Consider the following 14,799-nt stretch of genomic DNA (forward strand, 5'->3'; position numbering starts at 1 on the left):
CTTGAGCGTTCCCTTTCCTGCCGTCACCGCTTGGAGTCCGCGTAGTGCGTATCGATCTGCACGCTCACTCCACTGCTTCCGACGGTACGGACACCCCGGCCGAGCTGGTGCGGAATGCTGCCGCGGCCGGGCTGGACGTCGTTGCGCTGACCGATCACGACACCACTCGTGGGTATGCCGAGGCGATCGCCGCGGTGCCGGCGGGGCTCACGCTCGTCACCGGTGCCGAGCTGTCCTGTCGTGTCGACGGTGTCTCCATGCACATGCTCGCCTACCTCTTCGATCCCGAGGAGCCGGCACTGCTCGCCGAGCGCGAGCTGGTGCGGGACGACCGGGTGCCGCGGGCCAAGGGCATGGTCGCCAGGCTGAACGGGCTGGGCGTGCCGGTCACCTGGGAGCAGGTCGAGCGGATCGCCGGGGGCGGTTCCGTCGGGCGGCCGCATGTCGCGACCGCGCTCGTCGAGCTCGGCGTCGTACCGACCGTGAGCGACGCCTTCACCGAGGACTGGCTGGCCGACGGCGGTAGGGCCTTCGTCGAGAAGCACGAGACGGATCCCTTCGAGGCGATCCGGCTGGTCAAGGCCGCGGGCGGGGTCACCGTCTTCGCGCACCCGGGCGCCAGCAAGCGCGGCCGCACGGTGCCGGAGTCCGCGATCGCCGAGATGGCCGCCGCCGGGCTCGACGGCATCGAGGTCGATCACATGGACCATGACGAGGAGACCAGGGCGCGGCTGCGGGGGCTGGCCAAGGAGCTGGGGCTGCTGACCACGGGGTCCAGCGACTACCACGGCAGCCGGAAGACCTGCGTCCTTGGCGAGTACGTCACGGATCCCGAGGTGTACGGGGAGATCACCCGGCGGGCGACCGGGGCTTTCCCGGTGCCGGGAACCGGCGGAGCCTGAGGAACCCCTCCGCACCCCCCGTTCCCGTCCGTCACCTTTTCCTGCAAGGCGTGTAGCTCACCCATGTTCGACGTCGCCGTCTTCGGCTCCCTGTTCCTGACCCTTTTTGTCATCATGGATCCCCCCGGGATCACCCCGATCTTTCTCGCGCTGACCGCCGGGCGCCCCGGCAAGGTGCAGAAGCGGATGGCCTTCCAGGCCGTGTGCGTGGCGGGCGGGGTGATCACCGTCTTCGGGCTGCTGGGGCACCAGATCCTCAACTACCTGCATGTCTCCGTGCCCGCGCTGATGATCGCGGGCGGGCTGCTGCTCCTGCTCATCGCCCTCGACCTGCTGACCGGCAAGACCGACGAGCCGAAGCAGACCAAGGACGTCAACGTGGCGCTCGTACCGCTTGGCATGCCGCTGCTGGCCGGCCCCGGCGCCATCGTGTCCGTCATCCTCGCCGTGCAGAAGGCCGACAGCGTCGCCACGCAGATGTCGGTGTGGATGGCGATCCTCGCCATCCATGTCGTGCTGTGGCTGGTGATGCGGTATTCGCTGCTGATCATCCGGGTCATCAAGGACGGGGGCGTGGTCCTGGTGACGCGGCTCGCGGGCATGATGCTCTCCGCGATCGCCGTGCAGCAGATCATCAACGGCATCACGCAAGTGATCAAGGGCGCCTGAGCCCCGCAGCGTGCCGGGTATGTGCAGAGCCCCCGTACGGCGTCGATGCCGTACGGGGGCTCTGAAGCTGCTGCGGTGATCCGCGTCGGTTACGCGGCCGATTCCTCGGCCGGCCGGATCCAGAGGCGCTGCCCGATGGCGGCGGCCTGCTGAACGATCCGGTTGACGGAGGCGGCGTCCACGACCTTGCTGTCCACGGTCGTGCCGTTGACCTCGTCGAGTCGCATGATTTCGAAGCGCACGGCCTCTCCCTTCGTCTTCGTCTCGCTGTGTACGTAGTAGTCAACGGCTTGCGTGTTACAAACATTCCCTACGCTAAAGAAATTTTTCGAACGGCTAACTACTAGCTGGTAAGGCACTGCCCGGGAGACCGACCGGGACCAGTTGTGTTCGCAGCGTGACCGCCGGGACAATGGAGGCGATGAACGACGACCCAGCGGCCCTCAGCGCCCGCATCGACCGCACGAACGAGCTGCTGCAGCGCATGCTCGCCGAGGTGGCGAAGACACCCTCGACCCATGCGATCTTCGTCGACGCGGGGTACCTGTATGCGGCTGCGGGCCGGCTGGTGGCGGGGACGGAGGACCGTCGCGCCTTCGACCTGGACGCCGAGGGCCTGATCGAGGCGCTCATCGACCGGGCCCGCACGATCTTCGCGGACAGCCGGCTGCTCCGCGTCTACTGGTACGACGGCGCGCGACGCCGCATCCACACCGCCGAGCAGCAGTCCATCGCCGAACTGCCGGATGTGAAGGTCCGGCTGGGCAACCTGAACGCCAACAACCAGCAGAAGGGCGTCGATTCGCTGATCAGGTCGGACCTGGAGTCACTGGCCAGACACCGGGCGATCAGCGACGCGGCGCTGCTCGGCGGCGACGAGGACCTGGTGTCGGCGGTCGAGGCGGCGCAGGGGTACGGGGCGCGCGTCCACCTGTGGGGCATCGAGGCCCCCGAGGGGCGCAACCAGGCGGAGCCCCTGCTCTGGGAGGTCGACAGCCAGCGCACCCTCGACCTCGACTTCTTCAAGCCGTACGTCTCCCGGCGCACCGCGGCCGCCTACGAGGCCACCGCCGCCCGGCCCGGCCGTGAGGACGTCCGCTTCGTCGGCGCGCAGATCGCCGCGAAGTGGCTGGCCGCGCGGGGGCGCGACTCCCTGGCGGAACTGCTGCCCGGTCACCCCTACCTGCCGGGCTCGGTGGACCAGGACCTGCTGGTGGAGGCGGAGGGCCTGCTGCAGTACTCCCTGCGCGGCCAGGCGGACCTGCGGCGCGCGCTGCGGGACGGGTTCTGGGAGCACCTGCAGGCGCAGTACTAGCGGCGGCGCCTACGGGCGGGCCTGCGTGCGGTCCCAGAAGTCGGCGAAGGCGCGGGCCGTGTCGAGGGGACGGTCGGTGTTGGGGGAGTGTTCGGCGCCCTGGACGACGGTGCGGTGCGCGCGCAGGCGCTGCGCCATGTCGTCGAGCAGGGGCACCGGCCAGGTGTCGTCGCGGGAACCCGACAGGACATGGAAGGGCAGCGGTAGGGCGGCCAGCTCGGCCACGCGGTCCGGTTCGACACACAACTGGCGGCCCGTCGCGATGAGCTGGGCCGGCTTGTTGCCGAGCCAGCGGCGGCGCAGGTCGTCCTGGTCGTCGAGGCCGCCGTCCAGTTCCCCGGACTCGCCGGTGTCGGTCTCCTCCGGCGGCTCCATGGCCTGGATCGTCTCCCACACCTCGGCCATGCTCATCACGGCGAGCGCGTCGCGGAGCAGCTTGACGCGCTGCTGCTGGGAGCCGGAGATCTGGGCGGGACCGGAGGCCATGAGGGTGAGGGAGAGGAAGGGGGCGTGGTCCAGCAGGACCGCGGCTCGTGCGATCTGCCCGCCGAGGGAGTGGCCGACGAGGTGCACCGGGGTGCCGAGTGCGGCGGCCTGGGCGAGCACGTCCCGCGCCAACTCGCCCTGGGCGTAGGCCGATTCGTCGGCCTCGGGGCCGTCGGACTCGTACTGCCCCCGTCCGTCCACCGCGACGGTCCGGTAACCGCGTGCCGCGAGTGGCTCGTGCAGCGGGTTGTAGTCCTCCTTGCTGCCGGTGAAGCCGGGCAGCAGCAGCGCGGTTCCCTTGGCGGCGACGCCGTCCGCCACGGGCGCGTCGACGACGGCGAACTCTCCGCGCGCGGTGCGCAGCGAGTACGCGCGGGCGCCGGGGGGCGGGATGAAGGTCGGGGGCCTGCTCATGGGGTGAGGTTATCCGGCTCGGTGTCGGGGAGGGGGACGGGCCGGGGCATCCGGAGTGACCGGAGAGGGCACGCACGCCGGCGCCGTAACGCCGACGGCCCGGCCTCCCACCTGTGGGTGGGGGACCGGGCCGTCGGGTGAGCGAGTCAGCTCTCCGCGGGCTCCGCGGCGGCCGTGGCCTTCCGCGTGCGACGCGCCCTGGGCTTCGCATCGGCAGCGGCCTCGGCGGGTGCCGCGGCCTTGCGGGCGCGGGTGCGCGGCTTGGCCTCGGGCTCCTCGGCGGCCTGCGCCGGGATCTCGGCGACGGCGGTGGCCTTGCGGGTGCGGCGCGGCTTGGCCTCGGTGGCTTCGGCGGTCGCAGCCTTCTGCGTACGGGGCTTCGCCTCCTCGGCGGGCTCCGCGGCGGCCGTCTTGCGGGTGCGCGGCTTGGCCTCCGTGCCCTCCGCCGTGTCGACCGCGGCCGTCGCCTTGCGCGTGCGACGCGGGTTCGCCACCTCCGGCGCCGGGGCGGCGTCGGAGGACTCGGCGACCTTGCGGGTACGCCGACGGGGCGCTGCCTCGGTGGTTTCCGCGGCGGCGGCCGTCTTGCGCGTACGGCGCGGCTTGGCTTCCGTGCCCTCGACGGTGTCGACCACGGCCTCCGCCGCAGCCGCCGCCTTCCGTGTGCGCGGCTTGGCCTCGGACTCCTCGGCGGCCTGCGCCGGGATCTCGGCCACAGCGGCGACCTTGCGGGTACGGCGAGGCTTCACCTCGACCGCATCGGCGACGGCCTCTGCGGCAGCCGCGGTCTTGCGGGTGCGGCGGGGCTTGGCCTCGGTGGCCTCGGCGGTGTCGACCGTGGACTCCGCGGCGGCCGTGGCCTTGCGGGTCCGGGTGCGGGGCTTGGCCTCGGTTGCTTCGGCGGTGTCGACGGCGGTTTCAGCTGCGGCAGCCGTCTTGCGGGTGCGGCGGGGCTTGGCCTCGGCCGTCTCGGCCGTGGCCTCGGCGGCGGCCGCGGTCTTGCGGGTCCGGGTGCGGGGCTTGGACTCGGTTGCTTCGGTGGTGTCGACGGCGGTTTCAGCTGCGGCAGCCGTCTTGCGGGTGCGGCGGGGCTTGGCTTCCGTGGCCTCGGCCGTGTCGACCGTCGGCTCCGCGGCAACCGTCGCCTTGCGTGTACGGCGGCGCGGTGCGGTCTCCGTCGGCTCCGGGGCCGACTCGGCGGTGTCGACCGCAGTCGCCGCTGCAGCCGTCGCCTTGCGGGTCCGGGTGCGGGGCTTGGCCTCGGTGGCCTCGGCGGTGTCGACCGCGCTCTCCGCGGCAGCCGTCGTCTTGCGTGTCCGGCGGCGCGGGGTGGCGGCGGGGGCCTCGGGCTCCGTGGCCGGCGGGGCTTCCTCTGTCGCCGGAGCCTCAGCGGCGAGCGCCTCCGCGGGCGTCGTGCTCTCCGCCGACTTGCGGGTGCGGCGGCGGCGCGGCTGCGACGGGGTCTCGGGGGCGTCCAGGGCGGGGCCCTCCGCCGTCGTGACGGCGGCTTCCGCGGCCTCGGGTGCCGTGACCGTGGCCGTCACCGGCTCCGATGCCGAACCATTACGGGTGCGGCGGCGACGCCGCGGGGTGCGGGGACCGGCGGTCTCCTCGGACGGCGAGACCGCCGTCGAGGCCGCCGGAGCGGCCGTTGCGTCCAACTGCGCCCCGCCGCGGGTACGGCGGCGGCGACGCGGCGTACGCTCCGTGCGCTCGCGCTCGGTGGACCGGGACTCGCCCCGGCCACCCCGCTCGGGGCGACCGCCACGACCGCGTGCACCGCGGCCGCCGGTCTCGCCCAGGTCCTCGAGCTCCTCCGCGTCGAGCCCGGCGCGCGTGCGCTCGGCACGCGGCAGAACACCCTTGGTGCCCGCGGGGATGTTCAGTTCCTCGAAGAGGTGCGGGGACGTGGAGTACGTCTCCGGCGGGTCGTTGAACTTGAGCTCCAGCGCCTTGTTGATCAGCTGCCAGCGCGGGATGTCGTCCCAGTCGACGAGCGTGATCGCGATGCCCTTGGCACCCGCGCGGCCCGTGCGGCCGATGCGGTGCAGGTACGTCTTCTCCTCTTCGGGAGACTGGTAGTTGATGACGTGCGTCACGCCCTCGACGTCGATGCCGCGGGCGGCGACGTCGGTGCAGACGAGGACGTCGACCTTGCCGTTGCGGAACGCGCGCAGCGCCTGCTCGCGGGCGCCCTGGCCGAGGTCGCCGTGGACGGCGCCGGCTGCGAATCCGCGCTGCTTGAGCTGGTCGGCGAGGTCGGCCGCGGTGCGCTTCGTACGGCAGAAGACCATGACCAGTCCCCGGCCTTCGGCCTGCAGTATGCGCGCGACCAGCTCGGGCTTGTCCATGTTGTGCGCGCGGTACACGTGCTGCTGGGTGTTCGCGACCGTCTTGCCCTCGTCGTCCGGCGCGGTGGCGCGGATGTGCGTGGGCTGCGACATGTAGCGGCGCGCGAGACCGATGACCGCGCCCGGCATGGTCGCCGAGAACAGCATCGTCTGGCGGCGGGCCGGCAGCAGGTTGATGATCTTCTCGACGTCGGGCAGGAAGCCCAGGTCGAGCATCTCGTCGGCCTCGTCGAGGACAAGGGCCTTGACGTGCTTGAGGTTGAGCTTCTTCTGGCCCGCGAGGTCGAGGAGCCGGCCCGGGGTGCCCACGACGACGTCGACGCCCTGCTTGAGGGCCTCGACCTGGGGCTCGTAGGCCCGGCCGCCGTAGATGGCGAGAACGCGTACGTTGCGCACCTTGCCCGCGGTCAGCAGGTCGTTGGTGACCTGCGTGCACAGCTCGCGGGTGGGGACGACGACGAGCGCCTGCGGGGTGTCGGTGAGGTCCTCGGGCTTCGCGCGGCCCGCCTCCACGTCCGCGGGGACGGTGACGCGCTCGAGGAGCGGGAGACCGAAGCCCAGCGTCTTGCCGGTGCCGGTCTTGGCCTGGCCGATGACGTCCGTGCCGGAGAGGGCGACGGGGAGGGTCATCTCCTGGATGGGGAAGGGGGTGATGATGCCGACGGCCTCGAGGGCCTCGGCGGTCTCGGGAAGGATGCCGAGATCTCTGAACGTGGTAGTCAGGGTGCTGCCTCTTCTGTGTGCGCGGTGCGAGGCGAGCGCGGGGGTCTTTGACGGACCGTGCCGGGGACGTCGGCTGCCTTACGGGCTTGCCGTAGGGCACGGGACCTCTGCCGACGCTCTAGCGCTCGTACCGCTGAGGGATGTCCCTCCGGATGCCGTACGCAATGTGCCGTACGGATATGGAGGGCTGTCGGGTCGGAGCCGATCGGGCCACCGACCGGGCATCCTCATACGTGCGGCCCGTCGAGTAGTCGGCAGGCGCATTACCACCATACCCCGGAATCCCGCACATGCGATGGCCGATTTGGTCACGTAGCCGTCATCACACTGATTGACCAGGGACTTCCAGGACTCGGCAAGCGGACTATTGTGCGCTTCATGACGACGCCTGACAACACCTCTGACGCACCCGCCGAGCAGACCGGAGTGGCCGCCCAGGACTGGGCCCGGGCCTCCGCGGACCCCCAGTACCGGGCAGCGGTCGTCGACCTCCTCGGTGCCCTCGCGTACGGCGAACTCGCGGCGTTCGAGCGGCTCGCGGAGGACGCCAAGCTGGCCCCGACGCTGGCGGACAAGGCGGAACTGGCCAAGATGGCGTCGGCGGAATTCCACCACTTCGAGCGGCTGCGCGACCGGCTCACGGAGATCGGCGAGGAGCCCACGCGCGCGATGGAGCCGTTCGTCGCCGCGCTGGACGGCTTCCACAAGCAGACGGCGCCCTCGGACTGGCTGGAAGGGCTCGTGAAGGCCTACGTCGGCGACTCGATCGCCAGCGACTTCTACCGCGAGGTCGCCGCACGGCTCGACGCGGACTCGCGTGAACTGGTGCTGGCCGTGCTGGACGACACCGGGCACGCGGGCTTCGCCGTGGAGAAGGTGCGCGCCGCGATCGACGCCGACCCGCGCGTGGGCGGTCGTCTCGCGCTGTGGGCCCGGCGTCTCATGGGCGAGGCCCTGTCGCAGTCCCAGCGGGTGGTCGCGGACCGCGACGCGCTGTCGACGATGCTCGTCGGCGGCGTCGCGGACGGCTTCGACCTCGCCGAGGTCGGCCGGATGTTCTCGCGGATCACCGAGGCCCACACCAAGCGGATGGCCGCCCTGGGGCTTGCCGCCTAGCTCTCGCTTCCCTGGTCGTCCTGGTCGTCCTGGTCGTCCTGGTCGTCCCGGTCGGGATTACGCCGGCGCTGATCGCCGGCGGAGTCTCCCGGCCGGGCGCACCAGCAGCGACAGAGAGGCCGCGGAGACGATCGCCGCGCCGAGCAGGATCAGCAGGAAGTTGCCCGGGTCCAGCGCGCTGTGGGTGACGAAGGCGCCGAAGAGGGCTCCGGCGACACCGGTCGCGAGCACCAGCGAACGGGTGGGCAGACGGTCGGACAGGCGGTGGATCGCCGCCCCTGCCAGCACGAGACCGAGAAGTGCGGAGCCGAGCGCTTCGAACAACATCATGGAGTCCCTCCCACACGGCCACACTGCCCATCACGGTCGTAGCCCGTCATACCCGTGACCTGCGGAATGCAATCCTCCCCTGTGCGTGACTTGTGCTCCGGTTGTGGAGAAAAAAACATCTCGGGGTGCAGCGAGAGGGGCCCGGCGACCATCGGTCGCCGGGCCCCTCTTCTGCTGTGCTGTTGTGCGCCTACAGCGCTCCGAAACCCACCTTGCGCGGGGCCGGCTCGCCGAGCTCGACGTAGGCGAGGCGCTCGGCCGGGACGAGGACCTTGCGGCCGTGCTCGTCCACGAGGGTCAGCAGCTGCGACTTCCCGGCCAGTGCCTCGGCCACGACCCGCTCGACCTCCTCGGCGCTCTGACCGCTCTCCAGAACGATCTCGCGGGGCGCGTGCTGCACGCCGATCTTGACCTCCACGGCTATGTCCCTCCGACGGTCAGTGAAGTGCGCGACCTTTACGCGCCGTACCCAGCACACATTAGCCCGGTGAGGGGACGTACACCCTCCGCGCCTGCACGCCAGGAGCGAACAGCGGGCGGGAACAAACGACCTGCACGCGCGCGTGCGGGTCAGTGGGGCTGTTCGGTGCCGTGCAGCGGGAAGCCCGCGATACCGCGCCAGGCGAGCGACGTCAGCAGCTGCACCGCCTGGTCGCGCGGCACGCTGCGGTCGCTGTGCAACCAGGACCGGGCCACCACCTGGGCGAGGCCGCCGAGACCCGAGGCCAGCAGCATCGCCTCCGCGGGCGAGAGGCCGGTGTCCTCGGCGATCACGTCGCGGATGGCTTCCGCGCACTCGTTCGTGACCTTGTCGACGCGCTCGCGCACCGCGGGCTCGTTCGTCAGGTCCGACTCGAAGACCAGGCGGAAGGCGCCGCCGTCGTCCTCGACGTACGCGAAGTAGGCGTCCATCGTCGCCCGCACGCGCTGCTTGTTGTCGGTGGTCGAGGCGAGTGCCCCGCGTACCGCCCCGATCAGCGACTCGCAGTGCTGGTCCAGCAGTGCGAGGTACAGGTCGAGCTTGCCCGGGAAGTGCTGGTAGAGCACCGGCTTGCTGACGCCGGCCCGCTCCGCGATGTCGTCCATCGCGGCCGCGTGGTACCCCTGCGCCACAAAGACTTCCTGTGCGGCGCCCAGCAACTGGTTCCGTCGGGCACGGCGCGGCAGGCGCGTGCCCCGCGGGCGTGCCGCCTCTGTCTGCTCGATGGCTGTCACGCCGCCTCCCAAAATCGTCCACATGCGGTGTGCGCCGCGCGGCCATCGTACTTTTCGGTAACCCTGTCGTGCGCGGTGCGAGCGCAGAATTTCACGGACCGGACGGTGGCGAAAGCCGTACAGAGGGTTTCAAAACAGGCCGAAGCGGGCAGCGGGTCACCCCGTTCCAGCTCAGCGGCACCCTCCGGCGCCCCGCAAGCGCTTGTCAGCGGTAGTCGTCCTCGTCGATGGAGACGACGCGGCGCTGCTCGACGAGGTCGGCCTCGTTCGCGCGGGCCGGGTCCACGTCCTCGAGAGGGTCGTCGCGGTCCGGTGTGAGGTCCGCGTACTGTTCCGCGGCGTCGTTCTCGGGGGCCTCGACGTCGATCTCCTGGGCTTCCTGCGTGTCCTCGTCCTCGAACGTCTCGGGATCGGTGGGGTCTACGGCCATGGTTGGGCTCCCTTCCTACGAATGTCCCTGGAAGAAGCAGGGGCCACAGCGGGTGCCCTCTTTACGAGCGTAGGAGACACGCGATCCGGACGCTATGCGGTGTGCATGCGATCTGTGACCGCGAACACAGGCGAACACATGAGTCACTGCGTGATCGTCTCGTAACATTGCCGCATGTCTTCGACCGAGCTGCCCTCCGTGCCGGCGACCACTGCGCTCCCGAAGGTGGCGCCCGTCAGGGTCGCGGACGGTGAGCAGCTCAGGTCCGTCGGGCTGCCTGGGATCACGCTGTCGGTGCGGTCGAGACCACCGGCCCGTGAGGGACTGCCGCCCGCGCTGTACGTCCACGGGCTCGGCGGTTCCTCGCAGAACTGGTCGGCGCTGATGCAGCAGCTGGAGGGCGTCGTCGACGGCGAGGCCATCGACCTGCCGGGCTTCGGCGACTCGCCGCCGCCGGACGACGGCGACTACTCGGTGACCGGGCACGCGCGCGCGGTCATCCGTTTTCTCGACGCGGCCGGCCGCGGGCCCGTGCACCTCTTCGGCAACTCGCTCGGCGGTGCCGTCACCACCCGCGTAGCGGCGCTGCGGCCCGACCTCGTACGGACGCTCACACTGGTGTCGCCGGCGCTGCCGGAGATCCGCGTTCAGCGAACCGCGGTTCCCACGGCCCTGCTGGCGCTGCCCGGGGTCACCGCACTCTTCACCCGGTTCACCAAGGAGTGGTCTGCGGAGGAGCGGGTCCGCGGGGTCATGGCGCTCTGCTACGGCGACCCCGGGCGGGTGACGCCGGAAGGTTTCCGCAACGCGGTCGAGGAGATGGAGCGGCGCCTCCAACTGCCGTACTTCTGGGACGCGTTGACGCGCTCCGCGCGCGGGGTGGTGAACGCCTACACGCTGGGCGGTCAGCACGGCCTGTGGCGCCAGGCCGAGCGCGTCCTCGCCCCGACCCTGCTCGTCTACGGCGGCCGGGACCAGCTCGTCGGCTTCCGCATGGCCCAGCGGGCGGCCCGGGCCTTCCGTGACTCCCGTCTGCTCACCCTGCCGGACGCGGGGCACGTGGCGATGATGGAGTACCCCGACACGGTGGCTCGCGCGTTCTGCGAACTCCTCGGCGAGGCAGGAGAGTTGGTCGGCGGCTTCCCGGCCGGGAAACCGGCTTCCGTCGCAGGCCCGGCCACCCCCGACGGAGGTGGCCCGCTCGTCGACGACGGCGAGGCCGCCGCCGAGAGCGCGGGGAGCTGAGGGCCGACGTGGGACGCCACAGCCGCCGCGGGGGCGCCGCCGCCGCGAAGGGTGACACCGGTGACACAGGTGCAGGGCAGGGCGGCCGGCCGACCGCTGGGCCCGGGTCCGTTCCGGGGGTGCAGCAGGGCGGGGCGCGGGGCCGTCGGGTGCCCGGGCCGTCGGGCGGGCAGCAGCGGGCTCCGATGTACGGGCCGCCGGGGACGGCGGACGGCACGCCCGCGCGCGGCGTGCCGCGTTTTCCGGACGGCAGGCCCGCCCATGGGATGCCGCGACTGCCTGACGGCACGCCTGCGCATGGGGTGCCGCAGTTTCCCGATGGCACGCCTGCGCGCGGGGTGCCGCGATTTCCTGACGGCACGCCTGCGCGCGGGATGCCGCGACTGCCGGACGGCACGCCTGCCCATGGGACGCCGCGGTTCTCCGACGGCACGCCCGCGCACGGCACCCCCCAGGTCCGCAGCGGTCACCCCGAGCAGCGTGAAGCCGGTGGTGGCTGGGGCGAGTTGAGGGGGCCGGGCGGCGCCGGGCCCGGTGTCGCCATACCGCGGCAGCGGCAGGCGCCGCCCGGTGGGCCGCGGCAGGACTACCTCGAGGCCTTCGACGAGGACGACGACGTCTTCGCGCCCCGCACCGGGGCCTCGGCGCACTCCTCGGACCCGTATGCCTCCGTCACCGACCGGGACCCCGGCACCGGCGTCGGGGTGCCCTCCGAGACCGACGACGACGCGCCGCCGACCGGCGTGCCCGCGCAGGCCAAGGGCAGCAAGGGGCGGACGTTCACCGGTATCGCGGCCGCCGCCGTCACCACCGTGCTGGCCGTCGTCGTCGCCGGCCAGGTCACGAACGGACGCGAGGCCACCGGCGTAGGGACGCGGTCGGCCACCGACCAGGCGCGGGACGCCCGGGACTCGGAGCCGTCGCCGTCCTCGTCGCCCAGCCTGGCGACGCTGACGTACGCGCAGGCGATGGGGGAGAAGTACCCGCTCGGCGCCACGCTCAAGGGGCCGGGGAAGTTCGACGCGGTTCCGGGGTTCGACAAGGCGCCGGGCACGGGACAGAAGTACACCTACCGCGTGGACGTGGAGCAGGGGCTGGGGCTCGACGGCGCACTCTTCGCCCAGGCCGTGCAGAAGACCCTCAACGACGACCGGAGCTGGGCCCACAACGGCGCCCGCACCTTCGAGCGCATCTACACCGGCAAGCCCGACTTCGTGATCACGCTCGCCAGCCCCGGGACGACCGCGAAATGGTGCGCGAAGTCCGGACTCGACACGACTGAGGACAACGTCTCGTGCGACTCGGCCGCCACCGAGCGCGTGATGATCAACGCGTACAGATGGGCGCAGGGATCGAAGACATACGGTGATCAAATTCACGCCTACCGGCAGATGCTGATCAACCACGAGGTCGGTCACCGGCTCGGCTACAGCCACGTCACCTGCAGCAAGAACGGCCAGCTCGCGCCGGTCATGCAGCAGCAGACCAAGTTCCTCGACCACGACGGGATCCACTGTCTGCCCAACCCCTGGCCGTATCCCGGGAGTTGACAGGCGCCTCATGGGTCACGTTGACATGCGCAGAAAGTTCGTACATATTTCTGGGCATGTCGACCCCCCACGCCTCCGACCGCGCCGCCATCGAGCTGGCGCTCATCGGCGTGACCCCGCTCTGCGTGGCCGACATCCACTGTCGCTGACGCTCGCCCTCAGGCGTTCGCGTCGCGATCTTTTTCCTCTTCCGTGACTCGGTCACGGTTTTCGACGACCTGACGCCCGGGCAGAGGTCTGTTCACTTTCGTCTCACTCCTCGTCCATCCGTCTCACCATTCGGGCTCATTCCGGTTCATCAGGGCCCGAACCACTCCGAGAGGTCGTCATTCCGATGCGTCAACCGTCCGTCAGAGCGCGCCGCGTGGCCGCGGCATCCGTAGGCCTGGTTCTGGCAGCGGGCGCCGCCGCCTGCGGGCCGAAGGACAACGATGCCAAGGGCTCCGGTGGCGACTCCACGCCCCACAAGGGCGGCACCCTGACGGTGCTCAACGCCGGCCCGACAGAGAACTTCGACCCCGCCCGCCTGTACACCTCCGGCGGCGGCAACGTCCCGTCCCTGGTCTTCCGTACGCTCACCACCCGCAACCGCGAGAACGGCGCGGCCGGCGCCAAGGTCGTCCCGGACCTCGCCACCGACACCGGGCGTCCCAACAAGGACGCGACCGTGTGGACGTACACCCTGAAGAAAGGCCTCAAGTACGAGGACGGCACCGGGATCACCTCCGCCGACATCAAGTACGGCATCGAGCGCTCCTTCGCGCCCGAACTGTCCGGCGGCGCCCCCTACTTGAGGGACTGGCTGGTCGGCGCGGCCGACTACCAGGGGCCGTACAAGGACAAGAAGGGCCTGTCGGCGATCGAGACGCCGGATGCCCAAACCATCGTCTTCCACCTGAACAAGCCCGAGGGCGAGTTCCCGTACCTGGCCACGCAGACGCAGTTCACGCCCGTCCCGAAGGCCAAGGACACGGGCACGAAGTACGCGGAGCACCCGGTCTCGTCCGGCCCGTACAAGGTCGTGAAGAACGAGAACAACGGCGAGCACATCGTCCTTGAGCGCAACACGTACTGGTCGACCGCGACGGACGCCGAGCGCAAGGCCTACCCGGACAAGGTCGATGTGAAGTCGGGCCTCGACTCGTCCGTGATCAACCAGCGGCTGTCCGCGTCTCAGGGTGCGGACGCGACCTCCGTCACGGTGGACACCAACCTCGGTCCGGCCGAGCTCGCCAAGGTGACGGGCGACAAGGAGCTCGCCTCGCGCGTCGGCACCGGCCACTTCGGCCAGACGGACTACATAGCGTTCAACCCGACCGTCAAGCCGTTCAACAACGTCAAGGTGCGGCAGGCGATCTCGTACGCCGTCGACCGGTCGTCCGTGATCAATGCGGCCGGCGGGTCCGCGCTCGCCGAGGCCGCGACCACGTACCTGCCGAACCAGAAGTCCTTCGGCTACACGCCGTACGACCTCTTCCCGGCGGGCCAGACGGGCAATGCGGCGAAGGCCAAGGAGCTGCTGGCACAGGCCGGTTACAAGAACGGGCTCACCGTCACGCTGACGCACTCCAACGCCAAGAACTTCGAGACCAGCCCCGAGGTCGCGACCGCCGTCCAGGACGCGCTGAAGAAGGCCGGGATCACGGTCAAGCTGCAGGGTCTGGAGGACAACGACTACTCCGACAAGATCCACAACGTGAAGACCGAGCCCGGGTTCTTCCTCACTCACTGGGGTGCCGACTGGCCCTCCGGCGGTCCCTTCCTGGCCCCGATCTTCGACGGCCGCCAGATCGTCAAGGACGGCGCGAACTTCAACACGGGCCTGCTCAATGACAAGTCGGTCAATGCCGAGATTGACGCGATCAACAAGTTGACCGATCTTGACGCTGCCGCCAAGAGGTGGGGTGCACTGGACAAGAAGATCGGCGAGCAGGCCCTGACCGTGCCGCTGTTCCACCCCGTCTACAAGCGCCTGGTCGGCAAGGACATCAGGAACGTCGTGATCAGCGACTGGACCGGTGTGCTGGACATCTCGCAGGTCGCGGTGAAGTAG

General features: G+C 70.8%; 15 protein-coding genes. 8 read left to right on the top strand and 7 right to left on the bottom strand.

The window, feature by feature from the left end; translation table 11 throughout:
* Nucleotides 1–44: 44 nt before the first annotated feature.
* Nucleotides 45–902 carry a PHP domain-containing protein gene (locus EDD92_RS30580; RefSeq protein ID WP_123967313.1) on the top strand — a complete coding sequence of 286 codons (858 nt, stop codon included), beginning with the start codon at nt 45–47 and terminating at the stop codon, nt 900–902.
* Between the two features lie 63 nt (nt 903–965).
* Nucleotides 966–1,571 carry a MarC family protein gene (locus EDD92_RS30585; RefSeq protein WP_030929230.1) on the top strand — a complete coding sequence of 202 codons (606 nt, stop codon included), beginning with the start codon at nt 966–968 and terminating at the stop codon, nt 1,569–1,571.
* An 89-nt stretch (nt 1,572–1,660) separates the two neighbouring features.
* On the opposite strand, the gene EDD92_RS50025 is transcribed toward EDD92_RS30585, so the two are convergent.
* Entirely contained in the window at nt 1,661–1,813 is a 153-nt protein-coding gene (locus tag EDD92_RS50025) for a hypothetical protein (RefSeq protein ID WP_185124170.1), read from the bottom strand.
* 179 nt (nt 1,814–1,992) lie between these two features.
* Here EDD92_RS50025 and EDD92_RS30590 point away from each other — a divergent pair, with 179 nt between their 5' ends.
* Nucleotides 1,993–2,886 (top strand): NYN domain-containing protein, encoded by an 894-nt coding sequence (locus EDD92_RS30590; RefSeq protein ID WP_123967314.1) that lies wholly within the window; start codon nt 1,993–1,995, stop codon nt 2,884–2,886.
* Nucleotides 2,887–2,895: 9 nt separating this feature from the next.
* Here the strand turns inward: EDD92_RS30590 and EDD92_RS30595 are convergent, their stop codons facing one another.
* Nucleotides 2,896–3,786 (bottom strand): alpha/beta fold hydrolase, encoded by an 891-nt coding sequence (locus tag EDD92_RS30595; RefSeq protein WP_123967315.1) that lies wholly within the window; start codon nt 3,784–3,786, stop codon nt 2,896–2,898.
* A 146-nt stretch (nt 3,787–3,932) separates the two neighbouring features.
* Nucleotides 3,933–6,767 (bottom strand): DEAD/DEAH box helicase, encoded by a 2,835-nt coding sequence (locus EDD92_RS30600; RefSeq protein ID WP_123967316.1) that lies wholly within the window; start codon nt 6,765–6,767, stop codon nt 3,933–3,935.
* Nucleotides 6,768–7,238: 471 nt separating this feature from the next.
* On the opposite strand from EDD92_RS30600, the gene EDD92_RS30610 reads away from it, so the two are divergent.
* Nucleotides 7,239–7,976, top strand: coding sequence for a ferritin-like fold-containing protein (locus tag EDD92_RS30610; RefSeq protein ID WP_185124171.1), 738 nt, complete (start codon nt 7,239–7,241; stop codon nt 7,974–7,976).
* Between the two features lie 57 nt (nt 7,977–8,033).
* Here EDD92_RS30610 and EDD92_RS30615 read toward each other — a convergent pair whose 3' ends face one another.
* The 4 genes from EDD92_RS30615 to EDD92_RS30630 form a co-directional block, all read right to left on the bottom strand.
* Nucleotides 8,034–8,303 (bottom strand): hypothetical protein, encoded by a 270-nt coding sequence (locus EDD92_RS30615; RefSeq protein ID WP_185124458.1) that lies wholly within the window; start codon nt 8,301–8,303, stop codon nt 8,034–8,036.
* 193 nt (nt 8,304–8,496) lie between these two features.
* Nucleotides 8,497–8,724, bottom strand: coding sequence for a DUF3107 domain-containing protein (locus tag EDD92_RS30620; protein WP_030929216.1), 228 nt, complete (start codon nt 8,722–8,724; stop codon nt 8,497–8,499).
* A 152-nt stretch (nt 8,725–8,876) separates the two neighbouring features.
* Nucleotides 8,877–9,521: a TetR/AcrR family transcriptional regulator gene (locus EDD92_RS30625; protein WP_030929214.1), complete on the bottom strand. Its 645-nt coding sequence runs from the start codon at nt 9,519–9,521 to the stop codon at nt 8,877–8,879.
* A gap of 205 nt (nt 9,522–9,726) precedes the next feature.
* Nucleotides 9,727–9,951, bottom strand: a complete 225-nt coding sequence (locus EDD92_RS30630; protein ID WP_123967320.1) for a hypothetical protein — start codon at nt 9,949–9,951, stop codon at nt 9,727–9,729.
* 174 nt (nt 9,952–10,125) lie between these two features.
* On the opposite strand from EDD92_RS30630, the gene EDD92_RS30635 reads away from it, so the two are divergent.
* The 4 genes from EDD92_RS30635 (at nt 10,126) to EDD92_RS30645 (ending at nt 14,799) form a co-directional block, all read left to right on the top strand.
* Nucleotides 10,126–11,196, top strand: a complete 1,071-nt coding sequence (locus tag EDD92_RS30635; RefSeq protein WP_123967321.1) for an alpha/beta fold hydrolase — start codon at nt 10,126–10,128, stop codon at nt 11,194–11,196.
* Between the two features lie 8 nt (nt 11,197–11,204).
* Nucleotides 11,205–12,746 carry a DUF3152 domain-containing protein gene (locus tag EDD92_RS30640; protein WP_123967322.1) on the top strand — a complete coding sequence of 514 codons (1,542 nt, stop codon included), beginning with the start codon at nt 11,205–11,207 and terminating at the stop codon, nt 12,744–12,746.
* A gap of 56 nt (nt 12,747–12,802) precedes the next feature.
* The gene (locus EDD92_RS52170) at nt 12,803–12,895 is read left to right on the top strand and encodes an Ms4533A family Cys-rich leader peptide (protein ID WP_311736786.1); all 93 of its coding nucleotides are present in this window, start codon (nt 12,803–12,805) and stop codon (nt 12,893–12,895) included.
* 185 nt (nt 12,896–13,080) lie between these two features.
* Nucleotides 13,081–14,799 carry an ABC transporter substrate-binding protein gene (locus EDD92_RS30645; protein ID WP_123967323.1) on the top strand — a complete coding sequence of 573 codons (1,719 nt, stop codon included), beginning with the start codon at nt 13,081–13,083 and terminating at the stop codon, nt 14,797–14,799.

The sequence above is a fragment of the Streptomyces sp. TLI_185 genome (genome assembly GCF_003814765.1).
GTDB lineage: Bacteria > Actinomycetota > Actinomycetes > Streptomycetales > Streptomycetaceae > Streptomyces.

Excerpts from the sequence above, each read along its gene's own strand:
- EDD92_RS30600 (WP_123967316.1), bottom strand. The coding sequence starts at position 6,767 with ATGACCCTCCCCGTCGCCCTCTCCGGCACGGACGTCATCGGCCAGGCC.
- EDD92_RS30630 (WP_123967320.1), bottom strand. The coding sequence starts at position 9,951 with ATGGCCGTAGACCCCACCGATCCCGAGACGTTCGAGGACGAGGACACG.
- EDD92_RS30615 (WP_185124458.1), bottom strand. The coding sequence starts at position 8,303 with ATGTTGTTCGAAGCGCTCGGCTCCGCACTTCTCGGTCTCGTGCTGGCA.
- EDD92_RS30595 (WP_123967315.1), bottom strand. The coding sequence starts at position 3,786 with ATGAGCAGGCCCCCGACCTTCATCCCGCCCCCCGGCGCCCGCGCGTAC.
- EDD92_RS30610 (WP_185124171.1), top strand. The coding sequence starts at position 7,239 with ATGACGACGCCTGACAACACCTCTGACGCACCCGCCGAGCAGACCGGA.
- EDD92_RS30645 (WP_123967323.1), top strand. The coding sequence starts at position 13,081 with ATGCGTCAACCGTCCGTCAGAGCGCGCCGCGTGGCCGCGGCATCCGTA.
- EDD92_RS30635 (WP_123967321.1), top strand. The coding sequence starts at position 10,126 with ATGTCTTCGACCGAGCTGCCCTCCGTGCCGGCGACCACTGCGCTCCCG.
- EDD92_RS30585 (WP_030929230.1), top strand. The coding sequence starts at position 966 with ATGTTCGACGTCGCCGTCTTCGGCTCCCTGTTCCTGACCCTTTTTGTC.
- EDD92_RS52170 (WP_311736786.1), top strand. The coding sequence starts at position 12,803 with ATGTCGACCCCCCACGCCTCCGACCGCGCCGCCATCGAGCTGGCGCTC.
- EDD92_RS30590 (WP_123967314.1), top strand. The coding sequence starts at position 1,993 with ATGAACGACGACCCAGCGGCCCTCAGCGCCCGCATCGACCGCACGAAC.